This is a genomic window from Psychrobacillus sp. NPDC093200, assembly GCF_050280345.1.
In the GTDB taxonomy this organism is placed as follows: domain Bacteria; phylum Bacillota; class Bacilli; order Bacillales_A; family Planococcaceae; genus Psychrobacillus; species Psychrobacillus faecigallinarum.
Genome location: NZ_JBNNVC010000002.1, coordinates 743,631 through 764,646, shown reverse-complemented (window position 1 = coordinate 764,646; position 21,016 = coordinate 743,631). Strand labels below are relative to the sequence as shown.

Here is a 21,016-nt window from a genome sequence, read left to right as displayed (position 1 = left end):
TCATGGGTGGTTGGCACATACAACCCCTTTTGTCACGGTAAATTCAGACAGAGGGGAGGTGCTGCCTTTTTGACTGTATTTGAATCGCTTGTAATAATGATTAGCTTTGGTTCGCTAATTATTGCTTTAATTACTTTGGCTCTTTCAATGACACAAAAAAAGTAACCCACCTATGAGTTAGCGCTCGGATGGGTTACTTTGCCTTAAGAGCCAATCCCCATTGAAGGGAACTAGTCTATTTTACCGTTTGGATGCTACCAACATCTAAGCGGTTTTTTATTTTATACATTTATTGACCTAATTATACCAATATTTATAGTGAGTATCAATTTAAAGGGAGTGTTCATATGAATATTAAACTGGCAGAAAAAAATGACATTGCTACAATTCTTGACATTTTGAATAAAGCAACCTTAAAGCTATTAAGTAAAGATATTAAGCAATGGACTTATCCGTGGCCAATCTCTGAAGTGGAAGATCAAATAGCACAAGGGCAAGTATTTAAATACGAGATAGAAAATGATATTGTTGGAACTTTTATAATTAAACCAATCCTTCAATTGAATAATCTCTCAATCAGGGAAAATAGTTTATACGTAGGCAGAATCGCAATTATACCTGAATACCAAGGAAAAAACATTGGTGCATCTATTATAGACTACTGTCAATCTATTTCTGTAGTACAAAATAGAGATATGTATTTAGATTGCTGGGCCGGAAATAACAAGCTCAAGGATTTTTATAATGGCTGTGGCCTAAATTATTTAGGTGATTTTCCCGTAGACGATTATTTTGTTAGTATCTTTCAGTTTTAGTAAGGGTACTCACGCTTAGGTGGTGGATTTTATAAAGAACTTCTTTAATATCATATCAAGCACATAGGCTATGCTAACCCCTAATGTATATCTCCATAGATCCACGATTAAAAATCCTCTCCCTAAGATTAAGGCTCCTAGTGTTGTTCCTCGGATACTATTAATCCACTCTCCTTGGTATATCTGGCTAAACTCAATTGCAAAACAAAATATTAAGCTTACCAATAAGGAAAACTTCGGAGGTCTAGTAACTAAAATAAATCGTACTCCAAAATAAACCATAGCTGCCCAAAGTGCATCTCCAGCATTTAGCTCTAACACATCAAAAAGCAAATAACCATATATTCTAGAAGCTAATCCTAACAATATCATGAGAAAAGTAAGTGCCAAATACGTTAATTGATTGCGAAAGATTTGGTTCAAGGAAATCACTCCCTATAAAATAAATATGTTGAAAATGTGAATAGTAGTTTGAAAATACTAACTTTTATTAACCATATAATGGTTTTTATGTATTTTTATAATATAATGGAGGTTGAATTGTCTGAAAAAAATGGTTAATGGGGGATACATATGTCTTTTGATTCTTTGACATCAATAAGTAGTGCTTCTTTATATTTAGCTTTTATTTTGTATTTGATTGCAATTTTACCATTTGGCTTTGCAATCCGCTCCAAAAATAAGACAGCAACCACCCTAGCGTTGAGTCTAACTGTATTAGGATTTGTTGCTCAGTTAAATTATTTTGTCTTAAGATGGATTGCTTCAGGTCATGCTCCTGTTAGTAATCTCTATGAGTTTATGACCTTCTTTGGCATGATGCTAGTTGGTGGCTTTTTCCTAGTCTATTACCTCTATAGACAGGTTGTGATTGGATTATTCTTAATGCCAATTGCTATATTAATCATAGCTTATGGAAGTATGTTCTCCAAGGAGATTACACCTTTAATCCCTGCCTTACAAAGCAATTGGTTAACAATACATGTGATTACAGTAGCTATTGCAAGTGCAATATTATCTCTTTCATTTGTAACTGGGCTAATCTATTTGATCAAGAAAGTAGACCATAACAAAAAAGGAGCAAGTACATTTTTTTTAGAATTTGTATTATATCAATTAATAGTCGTTTTAGGTTTTGTGACTATAACTGCAATATTTGGCTTTGTCCATTATAACGCTAGTTACCAATTTGTTAATCAACAAGGCAATCAGGAAACCTATCAGTATAGTCTACCAGCTATCGTAACACCTAATAATGCACTATCAATAGATGATTCTGGTGATGAATTAAAAGGGAGTTTCTCCGGGCTAGTACAGGTACCAGTTATTTTTGACGCGGCAAAGTTGAATACGTTAATTTGGTCCTATTTTATAGGCTCCATACTTTACATACTTATTCGGTTATTTTCTCGTAAGAGTATATCAAAGCTTTTACAGCCACTCACACAAAAAGTAAACCTTACTCTAATGGACGAAATATCTTATCGAGTTATCGTTATTGGATTTCCTCTGTTTGCATTAGGTGGTTTGTTCTTCGCAATGATTTGGGCACATTTAGCATGGAGCAGATTCTGGGGCTGGGATCCTAAGGAGGTATGGGCATTAATCACCTTCTTATTCTACACAGCATTTTTACACCTGCGCATCAACAGAGGGTGGGATGGAGAGAGAACAGCTTGGTTAGCTATCATTGGATTTGGGACCATCATGTTCAATCAAATCTTTGTCAATCTAGTCATCGCCGGCTTGCATTCATATGCTTAAATACTATAACCTTAAATATTTTGAGAATGGAGAATACAACTAAAGAAAATAATTTTAACCTAGCTAGTTCCCCAAGGAGAAAAATTGCATTTTTAGTGGATAGCCTTCTTTTTTACTGCTGAGTATTATCGTTTCATTGATAAAAACTTTTAGACAGTAAATTTTTGGATGTTATATATGCGCTGTATTTAACGATTCTACCAATAGTTTGGAGTGGTTATATTATTGGTAAGAAAATGTTTAATATAAAAGTAGTACAGGTAGATGGAGAGTAGGTAACCATCACTAATATGCTACTAAGAGAAATTGTCGGTCGATTCTTATTAGGCATTGTAAGTTTTGGGATAACTCATATCATAAGTTTCTTTATGATAATATTTCGGAAAGACAAAAGAAGTATACACAATATTCAACTAAAGAAGAAGTCTTAAAGGGAGAAAGAGAAATTATTCATATTTAAAAGTTATGAACTTTGTACTTGGCGATATCAGTTAATTTTTTAATCTGTAAGAGGATAATATTAAGTAAAGAATGGCAGGATGGAGCAGATGAGCGATCGATTTGATTTAAGCTTTAAAAATAAAGAAGTTCGAATGTGGTTTTATATTATATTACCAACGATTGTTGTATGTAGCATAACTTTTTTGTTCATTGATCTTGATTATAATTACATTCCACATTTGTTAATTTACTTTGCTTGGATAGTATATTATTCATGGAGACTTTTTTATAGACGCAACTAAAAGAAATCTCTGTAATACTATTACCAATAGAAAGCTCGGCTAATAATTACAATGGATTTACTCAGAGGACTCATATTTACATTATAGTGAATAGTGAGAAAAGTCTATTTAATAGAAAAAGGTTAAACTCATTAAAAGTAGGAAGGGAGAGGTTTCTATGGAAAAATTATTAGAACAAGCACTTAAATTGAGAAAAAAAGATCTTCTTCTAGATTCCAATACTATTTTGCTTCAATTGGTTAAAGATTTTCCTCAAAATGCTTATATTAATTATCAATGTGCCTGGAGCTTTGACGCGCTAGGAGAGGAGCTTAAGGCTGTTCCATTTTACGAGAGAGCAATTAGTCTAGGATTACCTGAAAAAGATCAGGAAGGGGCTTTTATTGGGCTTGGGAGTACGTATAGAACACTCGGAGAATATGTAAAGTCCCAAAAAACCTTGCAGCAGGGTTTAAAACGATTTCCAGATAATAGAGCTATGCAAGTATTCTTAGCGATGACATTATACAACTTAAATAATCATAACAAAGCTATGGAACTATTACTAAAAAACATTAAAGATACGTCAATAGATGAAAATATACAAAGCTACAAAAAGGCAATTGAATTTTATTCAGATAAGCTGGATGAGATTTGGAATTGAAACAGAAATAAGTGATAAATAAGGTAAAACAAAATAAATGATGTGTATAGTGTCTGAATTGCAATTTACAGTTAATTTGAAAACAAGGAAGACAATAACTTGAACAATTGTAACAACTAAAACTATGAGTTATTTAAATGCAAAAAAGCTATAAATTTATAATCTATAAAAATCATGTATTTACGTGTTTTTCTCAAATATCTCACTGTTTCAAGTATACTTTTCAAATGAAACGTAACTTCGTATAATTTATATTATGTAAACTAAAATTAAAATTTAAGGAAAGAGGTGCGCCTACACCTCTTTCTTATTTCGACTGACACAAAAGTTTAGACATTCGCTCTATAATAAGTCACTTAAACATTTACTCGCTTGCCCGTTAACTTTTGATTACCTAACAGGCTTATTAAGTTCGCCTTAACTTGTTCGTGAAAAACAACTCTGTCGTAAACTCCAACGCTTATAACATTATTAAAATATTTACTATTTCTTTATATACTTATGCAGCAGTTCAATTACTGGAATTTTACTCTTGTGCAACTCCTATTTAGCCTTTGGCAGTATTCTTTATGACTTTACCTAGATCTACATCGAACACTTTTTTATTGCTTAAGTAATGCTAGCTTGCTTTTAGATGGTGTTTCGTATTTTACATTTGGTGATTTTTGAATGTAATTTCCACCACCTACACCATATAAACCACCATGATTGCTCTTATAGTTATAAACACGGTATTCTTCACCTTTTTTCAAAGTTCGAACAGTAGTCAATGAACCATTGCTTTCCATCTTGACCAAGCTTGTATTGGATAAAATAGTAGCTTTACCTATTTGCCCTAATTTTAGCTCTGTTTTTCCCCACATCACTTTTTTTATAGATGGAACATCTGTCTTTTTCTTAATATAAGCAGAGGAAATATAACCTGTTAGCTTTTGATCTTCAGTTTTAACAGGGTACCACACAAATTGGTTTATGCTCGTTGGAGATTGGTCGTATAAGAATTTATCTTCAATAATTAAGGTAGTGTTTTTGGCTAAAGTATTTGCTACTGAAGAAGTACTAGGTTGCGATCTTAATTTTACATTGTCTGCTGTTAGCAATACCTTGCTTCCTTTTTGGAAATGATATGAAGAGGTATGCAATTGATCCGTTAATGTATATTCCTTCTTCGTAAAGGCAATATTGTCACTGCTGTTAGGGTCATATTCAAAATCAGCTAAACTGAAAGGAAACTGCGCTAATTTAGTGCTATTCAAGTAACTATCCTTTTCAATAAATGTAAAGACTTTTTCTTGATAAGCACCAATGTTCTTCAATCCATTGGACTTATATAGTGGACTGTTAGCAGGTTTTATACCGTTATAAGCCATGACTGGAAAGTACCAGTTCTCGATTATTTCAGGTCCTCCGCCTATTATTTTAGGCAAATCATTACGTTTATACATACTGTTAAGAATTTCGACGCCTGCTTGAATATTATAAGTGATATCGTATTTCAATCTTTCTTGATCATAGCTTAGTTGATTGGTAACTTGCATAAGACCAATCCCTTGATCCGTTGAGATTACAGGCTGACCATTTGCATCGAATTGTTTCCAACCGCCATTTTCTTTAGTAGCAACAGCCTTCACAACTTCAGGAGGAATTTTTGCTTCTATGGCTGCATTCGTAAGTAGACAGTTCATATACTGAAAAGATGGATTTTGGTTTGGCTTTATTTCCCCATATGAAGAGCATTTAGACGTCCATGCTGACTCAGCGGAAGCTTCTCCATTGGACCAAGCCAATAGCATTAAGCAAGCTAAGAATGCTAAACTCATTTTTAATAGTTTCATTGATTTATTCCCCATTTCATTGAATATTTTATATTTATTAGTATATTTTACCATAAAATATGAATGGAGAAATTATTATTGGAATAAAGTGGTGCAATCTACAAAACTAACTAAATTCAATAGAGTTAAAAAAGAATAAACACTTAGTTATCGTAATCCTCCAGCAAACAAATTTCGATGAATTCAAAAAAGCTATTTGCATCAAGGGATCTATCCTCCCAATCGTGCCAGTAGTATAAAACCTGACCGATTGTTCCAGCTTCAGTTGGATCCATGTCCATGCAAAGATAGTCACCAGCACCATTGTCGGCAATTGGAATCCACCTAGAATTCCATATAAATGGCTTTATTTCTTTTTCATTTTCTGGCTGCATATCATCGGGATCATATTCTTCCTGCAAAAACGACCAATCCTTTATAATTTTGTGGATGGGAGAAAGAACCAAATTTCTTACAAATGGATTCACACCAGGCTCCCAAACTTGTCCGTTATACACTCTGTAAAAATTCTGTACTTCTTCTGGTAGCTTAACTTCCAGCTTTTGTTGGAGTAAATCCAATTCTTTGTCAGTGACGCCAGGTTGAAGGTTTAATGACTCTTTAAACCCTTCCTCAAATTTTTCACCTCTTGCGATTATCTGATTCCATAGGTTTGCAGCATTGTTCATTCTGTTCTACCTCTCTCCTTCGTAAATCCATACATAAATATTTTACATAGTACTAGCAACAAAAAACAGATATAAAATCTAGATCTTTATTTCATAGGCTAAATTATTGAGAAAGAAAACGATATCAATCATTTGACCAATTGTACTTAAAAGGCTTGCATATACTATTTAGAGGGTTTAATCAATTGTTATTGGAATGATTTAAATGTGGAATGTATCACAAATAAGCTCTTGGATTATTGCAGTAGGTACAGTTATATCTGCAATAGGTAGTACTCCTTCACAAGTATTATCAAACGCAATGTTAAGAGACCTGAACATCATAGGGGATGCTCTACAAGCAGTTGGGAGTGGTATAATCCCCACGGATGCGGATTATCTGGATAAAGTAGGAAGTCAACTAGGGGCCATAGGTAATCTCATTACGCTCGAGTCATTTTTTATCGAGGATCAAAATACGAGTTCCCTCATAAGTGCACAGGGTGATTTTGTTCAAGCGCTAGGTGGAGTTCTCACGATAGATTATTCTGGAAATCAGTCGATAGAAGACGCACTAAACAATATTGGAAATGTACTCCAAGTGATTGGAACTATTTATCAAGCATTATCAATTAAATATCCTTCAAATAGTCAAAAAGCGCAAGAAATGAATACAGTCGGTAGTTGGATACAAGCCGTTGGAGCAGTTCTTTCAGCCCTAACGGTTGATGAATGAGTTGAATGATTTCTCCAGGCAATACAAGTCAATCTTCTCATGTGAATGAAATGTAAAATAAAGACAGTGGATTATCGTATTCCTCTGTCTTTATTTTAGGTATAGCATCCTTATTGAAGAAGCTGTTAGTTCTATAACTATTAAATATCTTACTTAAATTTTATACTCTATTTCCAGCTCTTTTGTAGCTTCCTAATATAAACAATTTGACCGATGTGATATGCATTATGTGTGGTGACATTCCCTACTACTTGCCACCAATTGGCATTCGAGTATTCTTGAACACTTTTTTCTAGTTGTTCTTCTGTTAATATCATTTGCCAATGTAAAAGAACTTCTATAAGTTGTTTCTTTAGTTCATCGAATGTTTTATTTTTTGAGATGGTAAACGTACTGTCATTACTTCCAACTGCTGAAACTGCATTAACACTAGATTCCTTATACCTTATTTGCCAGGTTTTATTCCAATAAAGCAAATGCTGTACAATTTCTGCAATACTATTATTTTCTTTACTCGCCTTCCAAAAAGCTTGTTCCTCTGTCAAACCATTTACAGATTCTGAAAATGGTACGTACCAACTGGGATCGTTTGCATTGGCTAACAGTTGGTCAGACAAAACATCTTTTGCATGAAACATACCTGCTATACTCCCCCTTAATGTTTATCATCATTTAAATGCCTCTATCTATAGTTAATTATTCTAGTTGATAAGATTATTCTCCTCTTTTTCAATTACTTGCTGCATTAGTAACAAACCTGTTATTTAGCTGTTAAATGAATAGTTGTTTAAAGTTAAAAATTAATCCTTGTAAGAAATGCGAAATAATATGCAAATGGTTTCATTAAAAAAGAAACGTTTATGGTTGAAACCATTAAACATTTCTTTTTAAGAACAAAAATATTTGTCTAGTTTTGTGAAACTTAGCTTTTCGAGGTTAGCTGTATAAAAATACGGTTGATTGATAGCTAACCCTCCGTTTCTTTATTTGCTTGTTTTTAAAATGTATATTTAACTCTGTCTCTGAAAATATACTTCTTCATAGGGCTGGACAATGACAAAGCCATCTCCTTCGAACTTCATTTGTATTGATTCTCCACTTCCTCTACCAACAAAGGTTTTAAAGGAGATATCTGTTTGGAAATCAGGCTGTAGATTACCGGACCAAGCCACTGTAGCATTTGGGTCTGTGAAAATGGGCTTTCCTGGTGTCACACGCAGTGTGAGAGGCTCGTAATGAGAAGTTATAGCAACTAAACCATTTCCTTCACATCTCACATTAAACAACCCGCCAGACATCATTCCTGCCACTTTTTTCATGATTTTGATATTGTGATTAATGGACGGCTCGAAAGCAAGCAAATCGTTCCCATTTACATAAATCGCTTCATTTTGAAGATGAAGAATAATGATTTTCTTTCCACTGTCAGCTAGATATAATTTACCGTGGCCATTTGCCTTCATTAGTGAGGCACCTTCACCAGTCAAAGCCTTTTTAAACATTGCGCCCACACCATGCTCTAAAACGCCCTCACGCTCAAATTTAATTTTTCCGTGATAAGCGACCATGGCACCTGCTTTAGCCCAAACAAGCCCCTCCAGGTTAACCTCCAATAAGCGCTCTGTTTCTAGTTCGAAAAAGCCTTCTCCTTTATCCTCCTGCTCCGTTTTGCGTATAAATTCAGCTACTGAGTATCGATTCATCAACAAACACCCCTTCCTCTTATCATATACGATGATGAATAGAACTATGTTTAAAATCATCCTTAAATTGGTTTTCTTATCTATAAATCTAGCAAAATATCTATGATTTTACTGCTAATATAACGATGGACGGTGCTATCAAAATTCAATAGAACAGCTACCCCAATGTTTTCCTCTGGAATTAATGAGATTAATGCCCTTACAGCCATCTGTCCCCCGCCGTGCTCGATGATGGTTTTTCCCTTATAGTCCTCGATAAACCAGCCTAATCCATAAAAACATGTATTAGTTTCATTATCCCACTCTTCTGACACTCGACATACAGGATTTTGCATTTGCTTTTTGAGAGTATTTTCTAGCATTTCCCTTGAACTGTAGTTCAAATGAAAGGACATATACTTGGCCAAATCTGTTGCTGTAGAGTAAAGAAAGCCTATTGGAGCAGCCAAAGAATTCATTGGATAAGGGGTTTCAACCTTGTCGGTACCTAAATAATATTTTGCGTAATTATTGTCAGTCAGAATGATATTTGTATCTGTAGTAGTTCGCGTCATTTGTAGTGGGGTTAAGAACTGATTTTGAAGGAAAGTCTCCCAGCTATCCCCGGTAACCTTCTCGATTAAATCTCCCAAAATAACATATGCATCTGTACAATAGTTCCAATCATGTCCAGGAGGTGATTCTAGCTTAACTTTTCGAAACCACCTAGTAATATCCTCTCTAGTATGGATACTAGTTAATTCATCTTCTACTAACCTATAATAGGCTAGAGCCTCACTCCATTCAGTAGGTGTGTCTGAATAGATTTCTTTAACATTTGGAGCAACTAAATTGGCTATACCTAAATCAGCTGGAAAGCCTGTTGTATGGCTTAAAACATGTTTTACAGTTATTTGATCGCTTAAGTTTTTATCTTTTGTTCTGAAATAAGGCAAATACTTAATGATTGGTGTATCGAGTTGGATGCTGCCCTTTTCAACAAGCTTCATAATGCAGACTGCTACAAAGTTTTTTGTTACACTTTGAATACTCATGATTGTATTTTCATCAATTAGGCTCGTAGTAGGCTCCAACTGAGCGTAACCGTATCCTTTTGCAAAAATTAGTTCATCTTTTTTAACTATAGAGACAGTAATCCCGACTCCTTGTTCTTCTATGACTCCATTTATTAAACTGTTTATTTCTTCTATCTTTTTATCAATTGTTTTCATTATTTGCTCCCTACATATTGCTAAATTTTCTAATTAAAGTGCTCCTTTTTGGTTAATGCCACACCCTATGCTGCATTTTTATATAGTTAGAACAATTGGTTGTTGTAACGATCTACCTCTCTGTCTGAGTTGGCTTGAGCGGCTACTTGATTCATTGTCTTCTTATGCGTTAAGTTATAATTCCTACTACTTAACCGATCTACGAGATAGGCACCTATTATGATAGCAGCAAAGAAACCCCAAAAAATCCACATAATCCAATGCATAACATCCTCTCCTTCTTCAGATATAGTATGTTCACTTAATATACATACGGAAAAACATTGAGAAAGTTTCGAATTTTAAGTTTAATGAAAATGACATCAGTAAAATGTGGATTTACTTTAAGTTAATATCAAGTATAAAAGCCTGTTTCTCTATAAATTAGAAGGAAATCAGGCTTTTTAGTCAAATATAACTTGTTGATTTATTAGTCCGTCCCTCGTTTAGAGGATGTTACGATGGTCGGTCTATAAAAAGGCTAATATTATATTTCCATTCCAAAACACAATGATTTATTCTTCATAGCTTCTGTTAATTTCTTTCTTAAACCTGCTAACCATTCCGGTTCCTGGTCCCACTTTTCTTCCGCAGATCGTAGAATACGCACATAACTATACAAATTTGCAAATCGTCTACAAGCTGGCATTATTGACATCATATCTTCTGATATCTCAAATTCAGTACGATATCCGTCCAAAAAGCTTTCTTTTTGCTGCTGAAAAATATCAGGCAGAATACAATCCTGTAAACTATCAAGTGATTGCTCGATATCCATTACATACCAGTGATACATGGCATCGTCAAAATCAATAACGTTACAAGAGTTATACTCTTCATCATAGAATACATTATCAAATTCAAAATCATAATGAATCAGTCCAAAATTGTTGTTTGTCTTAGGAATTGAGTCAAAATAATCTTGTAATAACAGGGTTTCCTTCAATGCAGATTTTTCGAGAGGAAAATCAACTAGAATATTGTGAATCCAATTTAATACGTCGCTATATGACCATCGTTTGTATTGTGAAGTTTTATACTCACTGGATAACTGATGGAGCTTTCCTAAAGCTTTTCCATAATTGAAAATAACTGTGTCACTTAAATCGGTCTTGATGATTTGCACACCTACAACACGTTTAAATACAGAGGCAAAGTATACGCCCCATGGAGTTTGTAATTTGACGAGCTCCTTCCCATTCTTTGATACAGCAGTTTCTACTGCTCCATACTTTTTGGATCGAAGGTATGAAATAAAGTCCAATTCTGCTAAAATATTTTCTTCGAATTTCTCCGTTTTTGGAGAAAATCTTAAAAAATGAGTTTTGCCTTTGGCTTGAAATGGATAAATAGCATTTGAAGATATTCTGTAGTACTTGAACATTTCAAGAGAGCGTTCATCAAATTCCCAACTTCTTAACAACATTTCTGCTAAATCCTCATTTTTAAAAAGATATTTCAATTTCAACATAAACTGACAACTCCCTTTACTTAAAGATATATTGCATCATTTTTTGTTTAATTTTTTCTTGAAATCTCTTCTCCTTGTATCTAATCTCTGTAATTCAGCTAACTGTTTTTTATAACTATTAACTCTGCTTTGACTTAGACGTTTATCATGTATGGCTTTTTGAATGGCACAGCCCTGTTCTTCTCGATGTTGACAATTCTTAAATTTACAATGGTAACTCAGTTGTTTGATTTCCTCAAAACTTTGGTCAAGTATCTCTACATCTCCCCATAGCTGCAATTCTCTTATACCAGGGGTATCTATGATTATGCCACCAGTTTGAAGGAAAATAAGTTCACAATTTGTAGTTGTATGCTTTCCTTTGCCCGTTAATTTACTAATAGACTGTATTTTTTGTATTTCATTACCCACCAAGAAGTTAGTTATTGTTGATTTTCCTACTCCAGATGATCCAAGAAATATAACTGTCTTTCCAGACATTAAATATTTAAAGAAAACGTCCATATTTACATTTTTTTCTGCACTGACAGAATGAACAGTTACTTTATTTGCTATTTCTTTCACTTGATTTATATATTCGGCAATATTAATACATAAGTCTACTTTGTTTAAAATAACTACTGGTTCAATTCCACTGTTATAAATCAAAGTTAAAAATCTTTCTATACGTCGAATTTCAAAATTATTATCTAAGCCAACTACGAAAAATGCTGTATTAATGTTTGAAGCTATTACTTGTTCTTCTGTTCTTCCTCCTCCAATAACACCATTTTTTAATTTTCTCCCACCAGAGATAGGAAGCTTCCTTACATAAGTGTTTTCTCTAGGTAAAATAGCGTGAATGAAAGCATGAGGATTACTATTTTTAATTTCGTACACTACCCAATCTCCAACTGCCGGAAAATCTTTATTTAATTGAGCATTATGTCTAAACCTTCCTGTTATTCTAGCTGTAATTGATTTCTCTTCAAATGTTACAAGATAATTATCTTTTATTTTGCATGTCACTCTACCAGCTCTTAGACCTTTTATTTTATAAGGTCTAAAATATTCATCAAAATTAGCATTCCAACCTAGTAAATGTGGTTCCATTAATTTTGCCCCCAGTTAGTTATAAATTTGGAGAAGAACAACTGGAATTATATTTATTTAATATATTTTGTACTCACACGAAAAAAGCCACAGGATATATAAAATAACCCTGTGACTAGACATTCCGTTCTTCTTTACAAAAAGTCAATTTTCTCTCTTGACATGTCCTATATTAATAAGTTTAAAAGCCTAATAACTTAGTCCGCATGAGTGAGATGCAATAAATATAATTCCAAGGTTATCTTCATTAAATTAGTCATTGCTTAATCTCACTCCCTTCAGTAATTGTAAGAAAATTATACCATTTCAATTATTGATAAATCAATAACTTATCTTGTCCAATGGCAAAATTCCTTGGAAGAAAAAAAAAAGAATCCTATTTCTAGGATTCTTTTAGTAAATTTTTTTCTTTCCTATATCCAGTGATGATTTTGACAGATAATAATATCCAAAAAATAGTCATACATGTTAAAAGGTACTTTAAAACAGTATTAATTGTAGAAGAATCTGTGTCAAGAACCCATTGCATATACATGGACTGTGCTAATACAAACAACAAGAATATAGCGATTGTCATATTCATCCTAAAGGCTTTTTTTATTTGGAGTCGCTTTTCTGATACGTCATAGGAGAATGCTGGTTTATTATTAGCCTCGTCATAAGGCATCGCCCAAATAGAGTAATTTAATAAAGACATATTAGATGTATATTTTAGTTTCCATCCTATTTCTTTATGAATTATATAATAATCAGATTTAAGTTTTGGTTCAAATGTAACCTCATATGCAATCTTTTCGTGCCTAGAGGGAACAAAAGAAAAGATTGTAGCAAATACACTTTCAAGCTCGTAGCCCTTATGATGCATCTCATCCAACCATATTTTAGTCTGGAGTGGCTGATACATCCATGCTAATCGAATTTTCCTTATTTTTTTTCTATCGTATTTTATTTCGTCCTTAAGATTAAAAGTTTTTTTCTCAAAAGTTCTATAGGAAATGAAAACAAAAGTCGATAGTCCTGCTAAAGCCAAGAATACTAGTACGGTAATAATAAGTGCTGCATAATTAGGGTCATTAGTATTTATGGTTTCAAAAATTAACAAGTTAATAGGGCCAGTTGATAAATAAAATATGGACAGCATAAGAAATAAATACGCATGCAAACGAATCCTTTTGAACAAGCTTTCACGGGAGGGATAAAAAGAAACATTTATATCTTCATTTTTTAAAATACCCCATTTACCGGTAGTTGAATGCTCCTGCCAGCCATCGCTTTTTAAGCTTTCTGATAACGCTCCGGAATTATATTGTATTGAAAAGGTAACCTTGTTAGGAGGCACAGTTTTATCAAACGTAAATATCCGTGTGAATCTGTTAATGTCTTTGAGTATATAGCCTTTATAAGCCATCCTTTCTAGCCAACGTTCAGTGGATGATATACGATAGCTCCAAAATAATTTGAACTGTTTCAATCGAACTCCCCCTCATAAAGCAAAATATTGCTATGTACTTCTTTTAAACGCTCCATTTCCTTCCGAATGATAACCTTGCCAAGCTCGGTAATTTCATAAATTGTTTTTCTCTTTTCGTCCGAAAATACAGAAATCATTTTATCGTTCTGCATTTTAGTGAGCGTTCCATAAATAGTGCCAGATCCTAAATGTAGTCTGCCGTTAGTCAGTTCTTCTACTCTTTTGATAATTCCATAACCATGCCGTGGCTCAGTCAATGAAAAAAGTATATAGAAAGCTGTTTCGGTCATTGGTATGTATTTCTTGATTAATTTATCCAAGCTGCTCCACCCTTTTGTACTATGTCACAATACGACTATATCACGACGTGACATATTTGCCAAGCAAAACATGTAAAATTTAACCTAATATTTACTAGTTAAGCAATATAAAAATTTCTTTCATGATTTTCCCTCATAAATAAACTATTTAAAGTTCATACTTTAAATAGTTTATTTAATCAGGAGGTATTTTTTTGAATACAAAAAATTCTACCGTTTCCGTGTTTGCGCTTGGCGGTATAAATGAAATTGGAAAAAACATGTATGTTATTGAATCACACGATGATATTGTAATAATCGACTGTGGAGGGAAGTTTCCCGATGAAAGTCTTCCAGGCGTAGATTTAATCATTCCTGACATCACCTATCTGAAGGAAAATGAGGATAGAATACGTGGTTTGATTGTCACACACGGTCATGAGGATCATATTGGTGGAATACCTTACTTTTTAAAACAGTTGAATGTACCCGTTTATGCCACAAATCTGACGCTGGGCTTGATTGAAATTAAGTTAAAGGAACATGGAATTCTTCGAGATAGTAAGCTTTTTATGATAGACGAGGATAATGTCTTAAGGCTGGGTACTATTCGGACAACCTTTTTTCGGACGAGCCATAGCATACCAGATTGCCTTGGTATAGCCTTTCAAACGCCACTAGGCACAATAGTGCATACAGGAGACTTTAAATTTGATTGGACTCCCGTGGATAAGCAAGCTGCAGATATACATCGTATGGCAGCAATTGGTCAGGACGGAGTACTATTGCTACTTTCAGAAAGTACGAATGCAGAGCGACCTGGCTCTTCCCCGTCGGAAAGGCTAATAGAAGAACATTTGGATGAAACCTTTAGAAAGGCAACTCGCAAAATTTTCATTACTACTTTCGCTTCAAACGTACACAGGGTACAGCAAATAGTTGACACTTGCATTAGAAACAACAGAAAGATTCTTTTACTTGGAAGAAGCATGGTAAATGTAGTTAGGGTAGCGACTCAGCGAGGATATTTAAAAATACCAGAAGGAATGTTGCTAGAGGAAAGCGAGGTTCCTTCAATGTCACCAGAAGAAGTGGCGATTCTTTGTACAGGTGGACAAGGTGAGCCAATGGCAGCTCTTTCTCGACTAGCCAGCTCTCGGTTCCGTAAATTAGAAGTTCTCCCAGAAGATACAGTAATCTTTTCTTCTAGCCCTATCCCTGGAAATGAAACGAATGTTACGAGGGTTGTAGACAATCTATTGCGCCTAGGAGCGAATGTAATATATGGTTCAGGAAGCGCAACAGGGATGCATGTATCTGGCCATGCTTACCAAGAAGAGCTGAAGCTCATGCTGACCTTGATGAAGCCAAAGTATTTTATCCCTATACATGGTGAATATCGCATGCTGCATATTCACAGAGAGCTCGCACAGTCGATCGGTGTTAAGCGTTCCCATATATTTTTACTGAACAATGGGGATGTTGTCGATATTATTACCGAAAATGAGGTCATACAAACTCGCTCGATAGAGGCCGGTGATGTTTTTGTGGACGGTTCCGGTATAGGAGATGTAGGAGAAATAATTCTTCGTGACCGCAGGGTTCTTGCTGGAGATGGAATGATTGTTATAGTCGTAAGTCTACAAAAAGGGCTGAAGAAAATATGGAATGGTCCAGATACTCTTACAAGAGGCTTTGTATATGGACCAGATTCAGAAGAGCTTATTAACTCTATCAATCAAAATGTACGCACTACTGTAGAAAAATGGGATAACAATAAAAACCAACGTACCCTCAAAAAGAATATTAAAAACTCCGTAGAAAACTTGATTTACAAACGAACAAAGAAAAAACCGATGATTTTGCCTATTATTATTGAAATTTAAACTAATCAACGCATCCTAGTAAAAAGGATGCGTTGATTTTTTATCGGATAGAATTTTTTATGACCGGATAGGCAAGATTTATAACCGTTCAGAGATCTTTTATGACCGGATAAAAAAAATTATGACCGTTCACCCTATTTGCCATCATCCAAAAGCTACATCTAGAATCATCATAATTGTAAATCCAATCATCAAGCAAACAGTTGCCAAATCTCCGTTTCCGTATTCCTGTGAACCAGGAATTACCTCCTCCACTACAACAAAAATCATAGCACCAGCTGCGAATGCAAGAGCAAAAGGTAAGATTGGAGACATAAAGGACACTGCTAAGACACCGATAATTGCAGCAATTGGTTCTACCATTCCAGAGAATTGTCCATAAAAGAAGCTCTTTCTACGAGACATCCCCTCTCTTCTTAGAGGCATTGCAACCGCTGCCCCCTCAGGAAGGTTCTGAATACCAATTCCGATTGCTAGAGCTACAGCTGCAGTTAAAGACGCTGAATCGAGACCAGCTGCAACTGCTCCAAAAGCGACACCGACAGCTAGACCTTCCGGAATATTATGTAAAGTGATTGCAAAGACAAGCAGTGTACTTCTTCTTTTCCCCTTCGGATTAATCCCTTCGGTTTGATTGGTGTGAGAGGAAGGGTGCATATGGGGGATGATTTTATCTGCGATCCAAAGGAAAAATCCACCCAAGAGGAATCCAGCAGCTGCTGGAAACCAAACTGGAAAAGGGCCTTCTTTTGACATCTCTATAGCAGGGGAAAGAAGCGACCAAAAGCTTGCTGCAATCATTATTCCGCCAGCAGAGCCAAGCATACCATCCATTAATTTTTGGTTTACTGTCTTTGTTGTAAACACTAGGGAGGCGCCTAGCGCTGTCATTCCCCAAGTAAACAAAGTTGCTAATAATGCCTGCATAACTGGGCTAAGCGTGGATATGTACGCAATCATCATTTCCTGTCCCTTCTTTGTCTTCTTTTATTATCACTATATGATTTTGTAGAGAATTTAATAATAAAGAAATTAAACGGTACCAACCTGGTTATTTAAATCATTATTTCTTCCAATCGGCTGCTAGCATGCCGTAGACCTCATGATCGACATAATGGTCGTATAGCCACTCTGATTGACGAATAGTTCCCTCATGGGTAAACCCAAGTCTTTCAGGAATTGCTCTGCTTTTCTTATTCTCAACCGCAGCTCGGATTTCTACACGATTTAATCCTAAATCGATTAATGCATAATCTACAAATGCCTTTACTGATTTAGTCATTAGGCCATAGCCAACAAAGGCATCGCCCAACCAATATCCAATGCTCGTAGATTTGTTGTTCCAGTCAATTTTATGAAAACCAATTATACCAGCAAGATTGTCTTCATACCAAATCCCTGCTTGGATTCCATTATTTTCACTAAACTGTTTCATAGTAGATTTGATGAAATTCTCCGTGTCAGAAACAGTTTTTGTAAAATCAATAAAAGGTAACCATTCCTTTAATGTATCCTTGGACATGATAGTCAAATCGAACACTTGTTCCGAGTCCCGTAAATCTAGCATTTTTAGTTTAGTTTTTTCGTCAATATTAAATGTAAACATAGTATATCTCCCTCCTTATAGAGCATTATAAATTAACTTTACAATAATGGAAATATTTTATTTGTTTACATAATAATATTATCAAACATAAAAATGGTTATCCAAATTATTCGGATAACCATTTTACTTTTTAAAATGGACTACTATCTTTCGAAAACGTTTTTTTGTGACACTGCACATGAGTTACGAACTACTAGTTGATGCGGAATGATAATACGCTTTACTGGTTCATTTTCATTCTCCAACACCTGAATCAGGCTTCTGGCTGCCTGATATCCTAATTCAACTATGTTGATATTAATGGATGTTAGAGGTGGACGAGACATTTCCGCAAACAAAGCATTATTGAAGCTTATAATGGAAACCTGACTCGGAATGTCAATTGCCATTTCTGTAAGAGAGTTTACAACTCCTAGCGCTATCAAGTCATCTGTAACGATTAACGCTGTAGGAGAAATGGTACCCGAGAAAAGTTTACTTACTGCTTTCTGGCCACCCTCTCTTAGAAATTGTTCAGAATGTATAATATAATCTTCTTGCAAAGATATATCATTTTCTTGCAGAGCTGCCTTATAGCCATGGAGTCTGTCCAAAGTTACTGTGAGGTTAGGACTGCCCCCGATAAAGCCGATATTCTCATGTCCAAGACCGATAAGGTACTCTGTTGCCTCTTTCGCTGCTAGGAAGTTATCATTATCTACATGAGTGATTTTTGCCACATGCTCATAAGGCTTCCCAATCATTACAAATGGAAAGTTTCTAGATCTCAAATAGTTTAAGATATCGTCATTTATTCGAGAGTAAAGGAGTATAATTCCATCCACTCTACCCCCCTGAACCATCTGCACTACACCATTGAATAGTTCTTCCTCAGTCGTTCCAGTAGTCATCTGAAGTGCATAATGCTTTTCATGCACTCCTTCACTTAATCCGTGCATAACCTCAGCAAAGAATGGGTTTTGAAAGAATGCACCAGTCGATGGAGGCAATACTAGACCGATTACCTTTGTCGATTGGCTAGCAAGACTACGTGCAATAAAATTAGGATGATATCCTAGCTGCTCCATTGCTTCTCTAACACACTTCTTTGTCTTCTCACTAATCCGGGGATTATTGGCAATTACCCGAGAGACGGTTGAGGGAGCGACATTTGCTAATTTTGCTACATCTTTAATCGTAATTGCCACAGGATATCACCACTCTTTTTCTGTTTTCATAATGTTTCTGTAAAATATAATTATATAGATAAGTGTTATTATTAACTAGGCCAATTAAGTCATATGACCAATTGCTAGTGACTGTATCTATTCCTCAGAGCTTTCTTACTTTGACAAATATATTCTCGTTTCGTATGGCTTTAATATCACTTTCTCTGTTAGTGAATCAGGTGTTTCTTTATAATTGCTTAACATAAGATGGTAATCCTTTTGCTCCAACTCGTGAAGATTAACTTCTACCGTTTTGTTACGGAAGTTGCATAGGACAACTGCTGTCTTTTCATTCAGACAACGTTTATAAATATATACATCTGGGTCATTTTCTAATAATAGATCATAAGAGCCATATACAAAAACTTCATTTTCCTTGCGAAGCTTAATCATATTTTTAAAGAAGTGATAGATGGAATTCTCATCCTTAAGCTGAGCCTGTACATTAATATTAGAATAGTTTGGGTTAACGTTCATCCATGGAGTACCACTTGTAAATCCAGCATTCTCAGAATTATCCCATTGCATTGGAGTTCGTGAGTTGTCCCTTCCGTTTGTCCAAATGGTTTCCATTACTTCCAAATGAGGACGACCTTTTGCAATTTCGATCTCATAAAAATTTTGCATACCGATATCGTCATAATCTTCTATAGAAGGGAACTGAACATTCGTCATGCCAATTTCTTGGCCCTGATAGATAAAAGGTGTACCCTGCATTAAGAAATAACAAGCACCCAGCATTTTTGCACTTTCATTCCAATATTCCTGGTCATTTCCCCAGCTAGAAACACTTCTTGTTTGGTCATGGTTTTCTAGAAAGAGTGCATTCCAACCTCTTTCGTGAAGTCCCTTTTGCCATTTTGTTAGTGTTTTTTTAAGTCCGAGCACATCAACAGTCTTATTTTTATCCTTATTCCAAAGTCCAAGGTGTTCAAACTGAAAAATCATATCAAACTTCCCGTTTGTCTCACCAACCCATTCGTCTGCCTCGTCTATACCAACGCCATTAGCTTCTCCGACCGTCATAATATCATATTTTGCGAACGTTTCTTCTTTTAATTCGCTTAGGAATGTCTGTATACCTGGTTGGTTAGTATGCATGTCAAATGAGGAAACGTACTGATTGCCTTCTGGATTTGGCATATCAGGAAAACCCTCACGTTTTTTAATATGACTGATAGCGTCTACACGAAAACCATCGATTCCTTTGTCCAACCACCAATTGACCATCTTATGTAATGCTATTCTTACTTCTTTGTTTTCCCAATTTAAGTCTGGTTGTTTAATGGCAAAAAGGTGCATATAATACTGCGCTGTCGCTGTATCGTATTCCCAAGCACTACCAGAAAAAATACTCTCCCAATTGTTTGGCGGCTCAGTACCTTTACCGTCTCTCCATATATACCAATCTCTTTTTGGGTTATCTATAGAAGAACGTGATTCAACAAACCAAGGATGCTCGTCACTTGTATGATTAATAACAAGATCTAGAATAAGTTTCATGTCACGGGCATGAGTTTCTGCCAATAACTCATCAAAATCCTTCATGTCTCCATACTGCTCTGAAATACCTTGGTAATCACTTATATCGTAACCATTATCGGCATTTGGAGATTTGTAAAATGGAGATACCCATATTACGTCTATACCTAAATCCTTCAAGTAATCTAGTTTTGAGATTACTCCACGCAGATCACCTATTCCATCCCCGTTACTATCCATAAAGCTTCTAGGGTATACCTGATAGCTGACTGCTTCTTTCCACCAATTTCTCTTCATGTAATAAAATACTCCTCTCGCTTAAGCTTTTTTAAGTATATGTAGCCACAACCAATCGGCTATCCGGA

Annotated in this window: 21 protein-coding genes; 6 read left to right on the top strand and 15 right to left on the bottom strand. The window is 35.1% G+C overall.

Annotation, left to right across the window (positions count from 1 at the left end; genetic code table 11):
- Positions 1-6: 6 nt before the first annotated feature.
- Both ACQKNZ_RS11485 and ACQKNZ_RS11480 read left to right on the top strand, forming a co-directional pair.
- Complete coding sequence (locus tag ACQKNZ_RS11485; protein WP_225321671.1) at positions 7-165, top strand: putative holin-like toxin; 159 nt, start codon at positions 7-9, stop codon at positions 163-165.
- Positions 166-347: 182 nt separating this feature from the next.
- Complete coding sequence (locus ACQKNZ_RS11480; RefSeq protein WP_427659774.1) at positions 348-815, top strand: GNAT family N-acetyltransferase; 468 nt, start codon at positions 348-350, stop codon at positions 813-815.
- Positions 816-830: 15 nt separating this feature from the next.
- On the opposite strand, the gene ACQKNZ_RS11475 is transcribed toward ACQKNZ_RS11480, so the two are convergent.
- The gene (locus ACQKNZ_RS11475) at positions 831-1,247 is read right to left on the bottom strand and encodes a DUF2809 domain-containing protein (RefSeq protein WP_225321670.1); all 417 of its coding nucleotides are present in this window, start codon (positions 1,245-1,247) and stop codon (positions 831-833) included.
- Positions 1,248-1,388: 141 nt separating this feature from the next.
- On the opposite strand from ACQKNZ_RS11475, the gene ccsB reads away from it, so the two are divergent.
- Positions 1,389-2,579 carry a c-type cytochrome biogenesis protein CcsB gene (gene ccsB, locus ACQKNZ_RS11470; RefSeq protein ID WP_154310828.1) on the top strand — a complete coding sequence of 397 codons (1,191 nt, stop codon included), beginning with the start codon at positions 1,389-1,391 and terminating at the stop codon, positions 2,577-2,579.
- A gap of 900 nt (positions 2,580-3,479) precedes the next feature.
- Positions 3,480-3,965 (top strand): tetratricopeptide repeat protein, encoded by a 486-nt coding sequence (locus ACQKNZ_RS11465; RefSeq protein ID WP_154310827.1) that lies wholly within the window; start codon positions 3,480-3,482, stop codon positions 3,963-3,965.
- A gap of 602 nt (positions 3,966-4,567) precedes the next feature.
- On the opposite strand, the gene ACQKNZ_RS11460 is transcribed toward ACQKNZ_RS11465, so the two are convergent.
- Positions 4,568-5,800 carry an SH3 domain-containing protein gene (locus tag ACQKNZ_RS11460; RefSeq protein ID WP_151109837.1) on the bottom strand — a complete coding sequence of 411 codons (1,233 nt, stop codon included), beginning with the start codon at positions 5,798-5,800 and terminating at the stop codon, positions 4,568-4,570.
- Positions 5,801-5,943: 143 nt separating this feature from the next.
- A complete protein-coding gene (locus ACQKNZ_RS11455; protein WP_144536423.1) occupies positions 5,944-6,468 on the bottom strand; it encodes an SMI1/KNR4 family protein in 525 nt (174 codons plus the stop codon).
- A gap of 205 nt (positions 6,469-6,673) precedes the next feature.
- Between ACQKNZ_RS11455 and ACQKNZ_RS11450 the strand changes: the two genes are divergently transcribed.
- A complete protein-coding gene (locus ACQKNZ_RS11450; protein WP_144536421.1) occupies positions 6,674-7,183 on the top strand; it encodes a DUF6944 family repetitive protein in 510 nt (169 codons plus the stop codon).
- A gap of 167 nt (positions 7,184-7,350) precedes the next feature.
- On the opposite strand, the gene ACQKNZ_RS11445 is transcribed toward ACQKNZ_RS11450, so the two are convergent.
- The 8 genes from ACQKNZ_RS11445 to ACQKNZ_RS11410 form a co-directional block, all read right to left on the bottom strand.
- Entirely contained in the window at positions 7,351-7,821 is a 471-nt protein-coding gene (locus ACQKNZ_RS11445; protein ID WP_340863163.1) for a DinB family protein, read from the bottom strand.
- 372 nt (positions 7,822-8,193) lie between these two features.
- Positions 8,194-8,886, bottom strand: coding sequence for an AIM24 family protein (locus ACQKNZ_RS11440; protein ID WP_144536417.1), 693 nt, complete (start codon positions 8,884-8,886; stop codon positions 8,194-8,196).
- 80 nt (positions 8,887-8,966) lie between these two features.
- A complete protein-coding gene (locus ACQKNZ_RS11435) occupies positions 8,967-10,097 on the bottom strand; it encodes a serine hydrolase domain-containing protein (protein ID WP_340863164.1) in 1,131 nt (376 codons plus the stop codon).
- A gap of 86 nt (positions 10,098-10,183) precedes the next feature.
- Positions 10,184-10,363, bottom strand: coding sequence for a hypothetical protein (locus ACQKNZ_RS11430; protein ID WP_144536412.1), 180 nt, complete (start codon positions 10,361-10,363; stop codon positions 10,184-10,186).
- A gap of 260 nt (positions 10,364-10,623) precedes the next feature.
- Entirely contained in the window at positions 10,624-11,607 is a 984-nt protein-coding gene (locus ACQKNZ_RS11425) for a phosphotransferase enzyme family protein (RefSeq protein ID WP_340863165.1), read from the bottom strand.
- A gap of 36 nt (positions 11,608-11,643) precedes the next feature.
- Positions 11,644-12,699 (bottom strand): ribosome small subunit-dependent GTPase A, encoded by a 1,056-nt coding sequence (gene rsgA / locus ACQKNZ_RS11420; RefSeq protein WP_427659769.1) that lies wholly within the window; start codon positions 12,697-12,699, stop codon positions 11,644-11,646.
- A 382-nt stretch (positions 12,700-13,081) separates the two neighbouring features.
- Entirely contained in the window at positions 13,082-14,170 is a 1,089-nt protein-coding gene (locus tag ACQKNZ_RS11415; protein WP_340863167.1) for a DUF2812 domain-containing protein, read from the bottom strand.
- Positions 14,167-14,460: a PadR family transcriptional regulator gene (locus ACQKNZ_RS11410; RefSeq protein ID WP_144537186.1), complete on the bottom strand. Its 294-nt coding sequence runs from the start codon at positions 14,458-14,460 to the stop codon at positions 14,167-14,169. The genes ACQKNZ_RS11415 and ACQKNZ_RS11410 overlap by 4 nt, the downstream gene beginning before the upstream one ends.
- Before the next feature lie 224 nt (positions 14,461-14,684).
- On the opposite strand from ACQKNZ_RS11410, the gene ACQKNZ_RS11405 reads away from it, so the two are divergent.
- A complete protein-coding gene (locus ACQKNZ_RS11405; RefSeq protein WP_340863168.1) occupies positions 14,685-16,355 on the top strand; it encodes a ribonuclease J in 1,671 nt (556 codons plus the stop codon).
- A gap of 144 nt (positions 16,356-16,499) precedes the next feature.
- Here the strand turns inward: ACQKNZ_RS11405 and ACQKNZ_RS11400 are convergent, their stop codons facing one another.
- The 4 genes from ACQKNZ_RS11400 to ACQKNZ_RS11385 all read right to left on the bottom strand — a co-directional run bounded on the left by ACQKNZ_RS11400 (position 16,500) and on the right by ACQKNZ_RS11385 (position 20,948).
- On the bottom strand, positions 16,500-17,315 hold the full coding sequence (locus ACQKNZ_RS11400) for a ZIP family metal transporter (protein WP_144537184.1): 816 nt from the start codon (positions 17,313-17,315) through the stop codon (positions 16,500-16,502).
- 103 nt (positions 17,316-17,418) lie between these two features.
- Complete coding sequence (locus ACQKNZ_RS11395) at positions 17,419-17,961, bottom strand: GNAT family N-acetyltransferase (protein WP_144536401.1); 543 nt, start codon at positions 17,959-17,961, stop codon at positions 17,419-17,421.
- A gap of 143 nt (positions 17,962-18,104) precedes the next feature.
- The gene (locus ACQKNZ_RS11390) at positions 18,105-19,148 is read right to left on the bottom strand and encodes a LacI family DNA-binding transcriptional regulator (protein WP_144536399.1); all 1,044 of its coding nucleotides are present in this window, start codon (positions 19,146-19,148) and stop codon (positions 18,105-18,107) included.
- Positions 19,149-19,283: 135 nt separating this feature from the next.
- Entirely contained in the window at positions 19,284-20,948 is a 1,665-nt protein-coding gene (locus ACQKNZ_RS11385; RefSeq protein WP_340863170.1) for an alpha-glucosidase, read from the bottom strand.
- Positions 20,949-21,016: the final 68 nt, after the last annotated feature.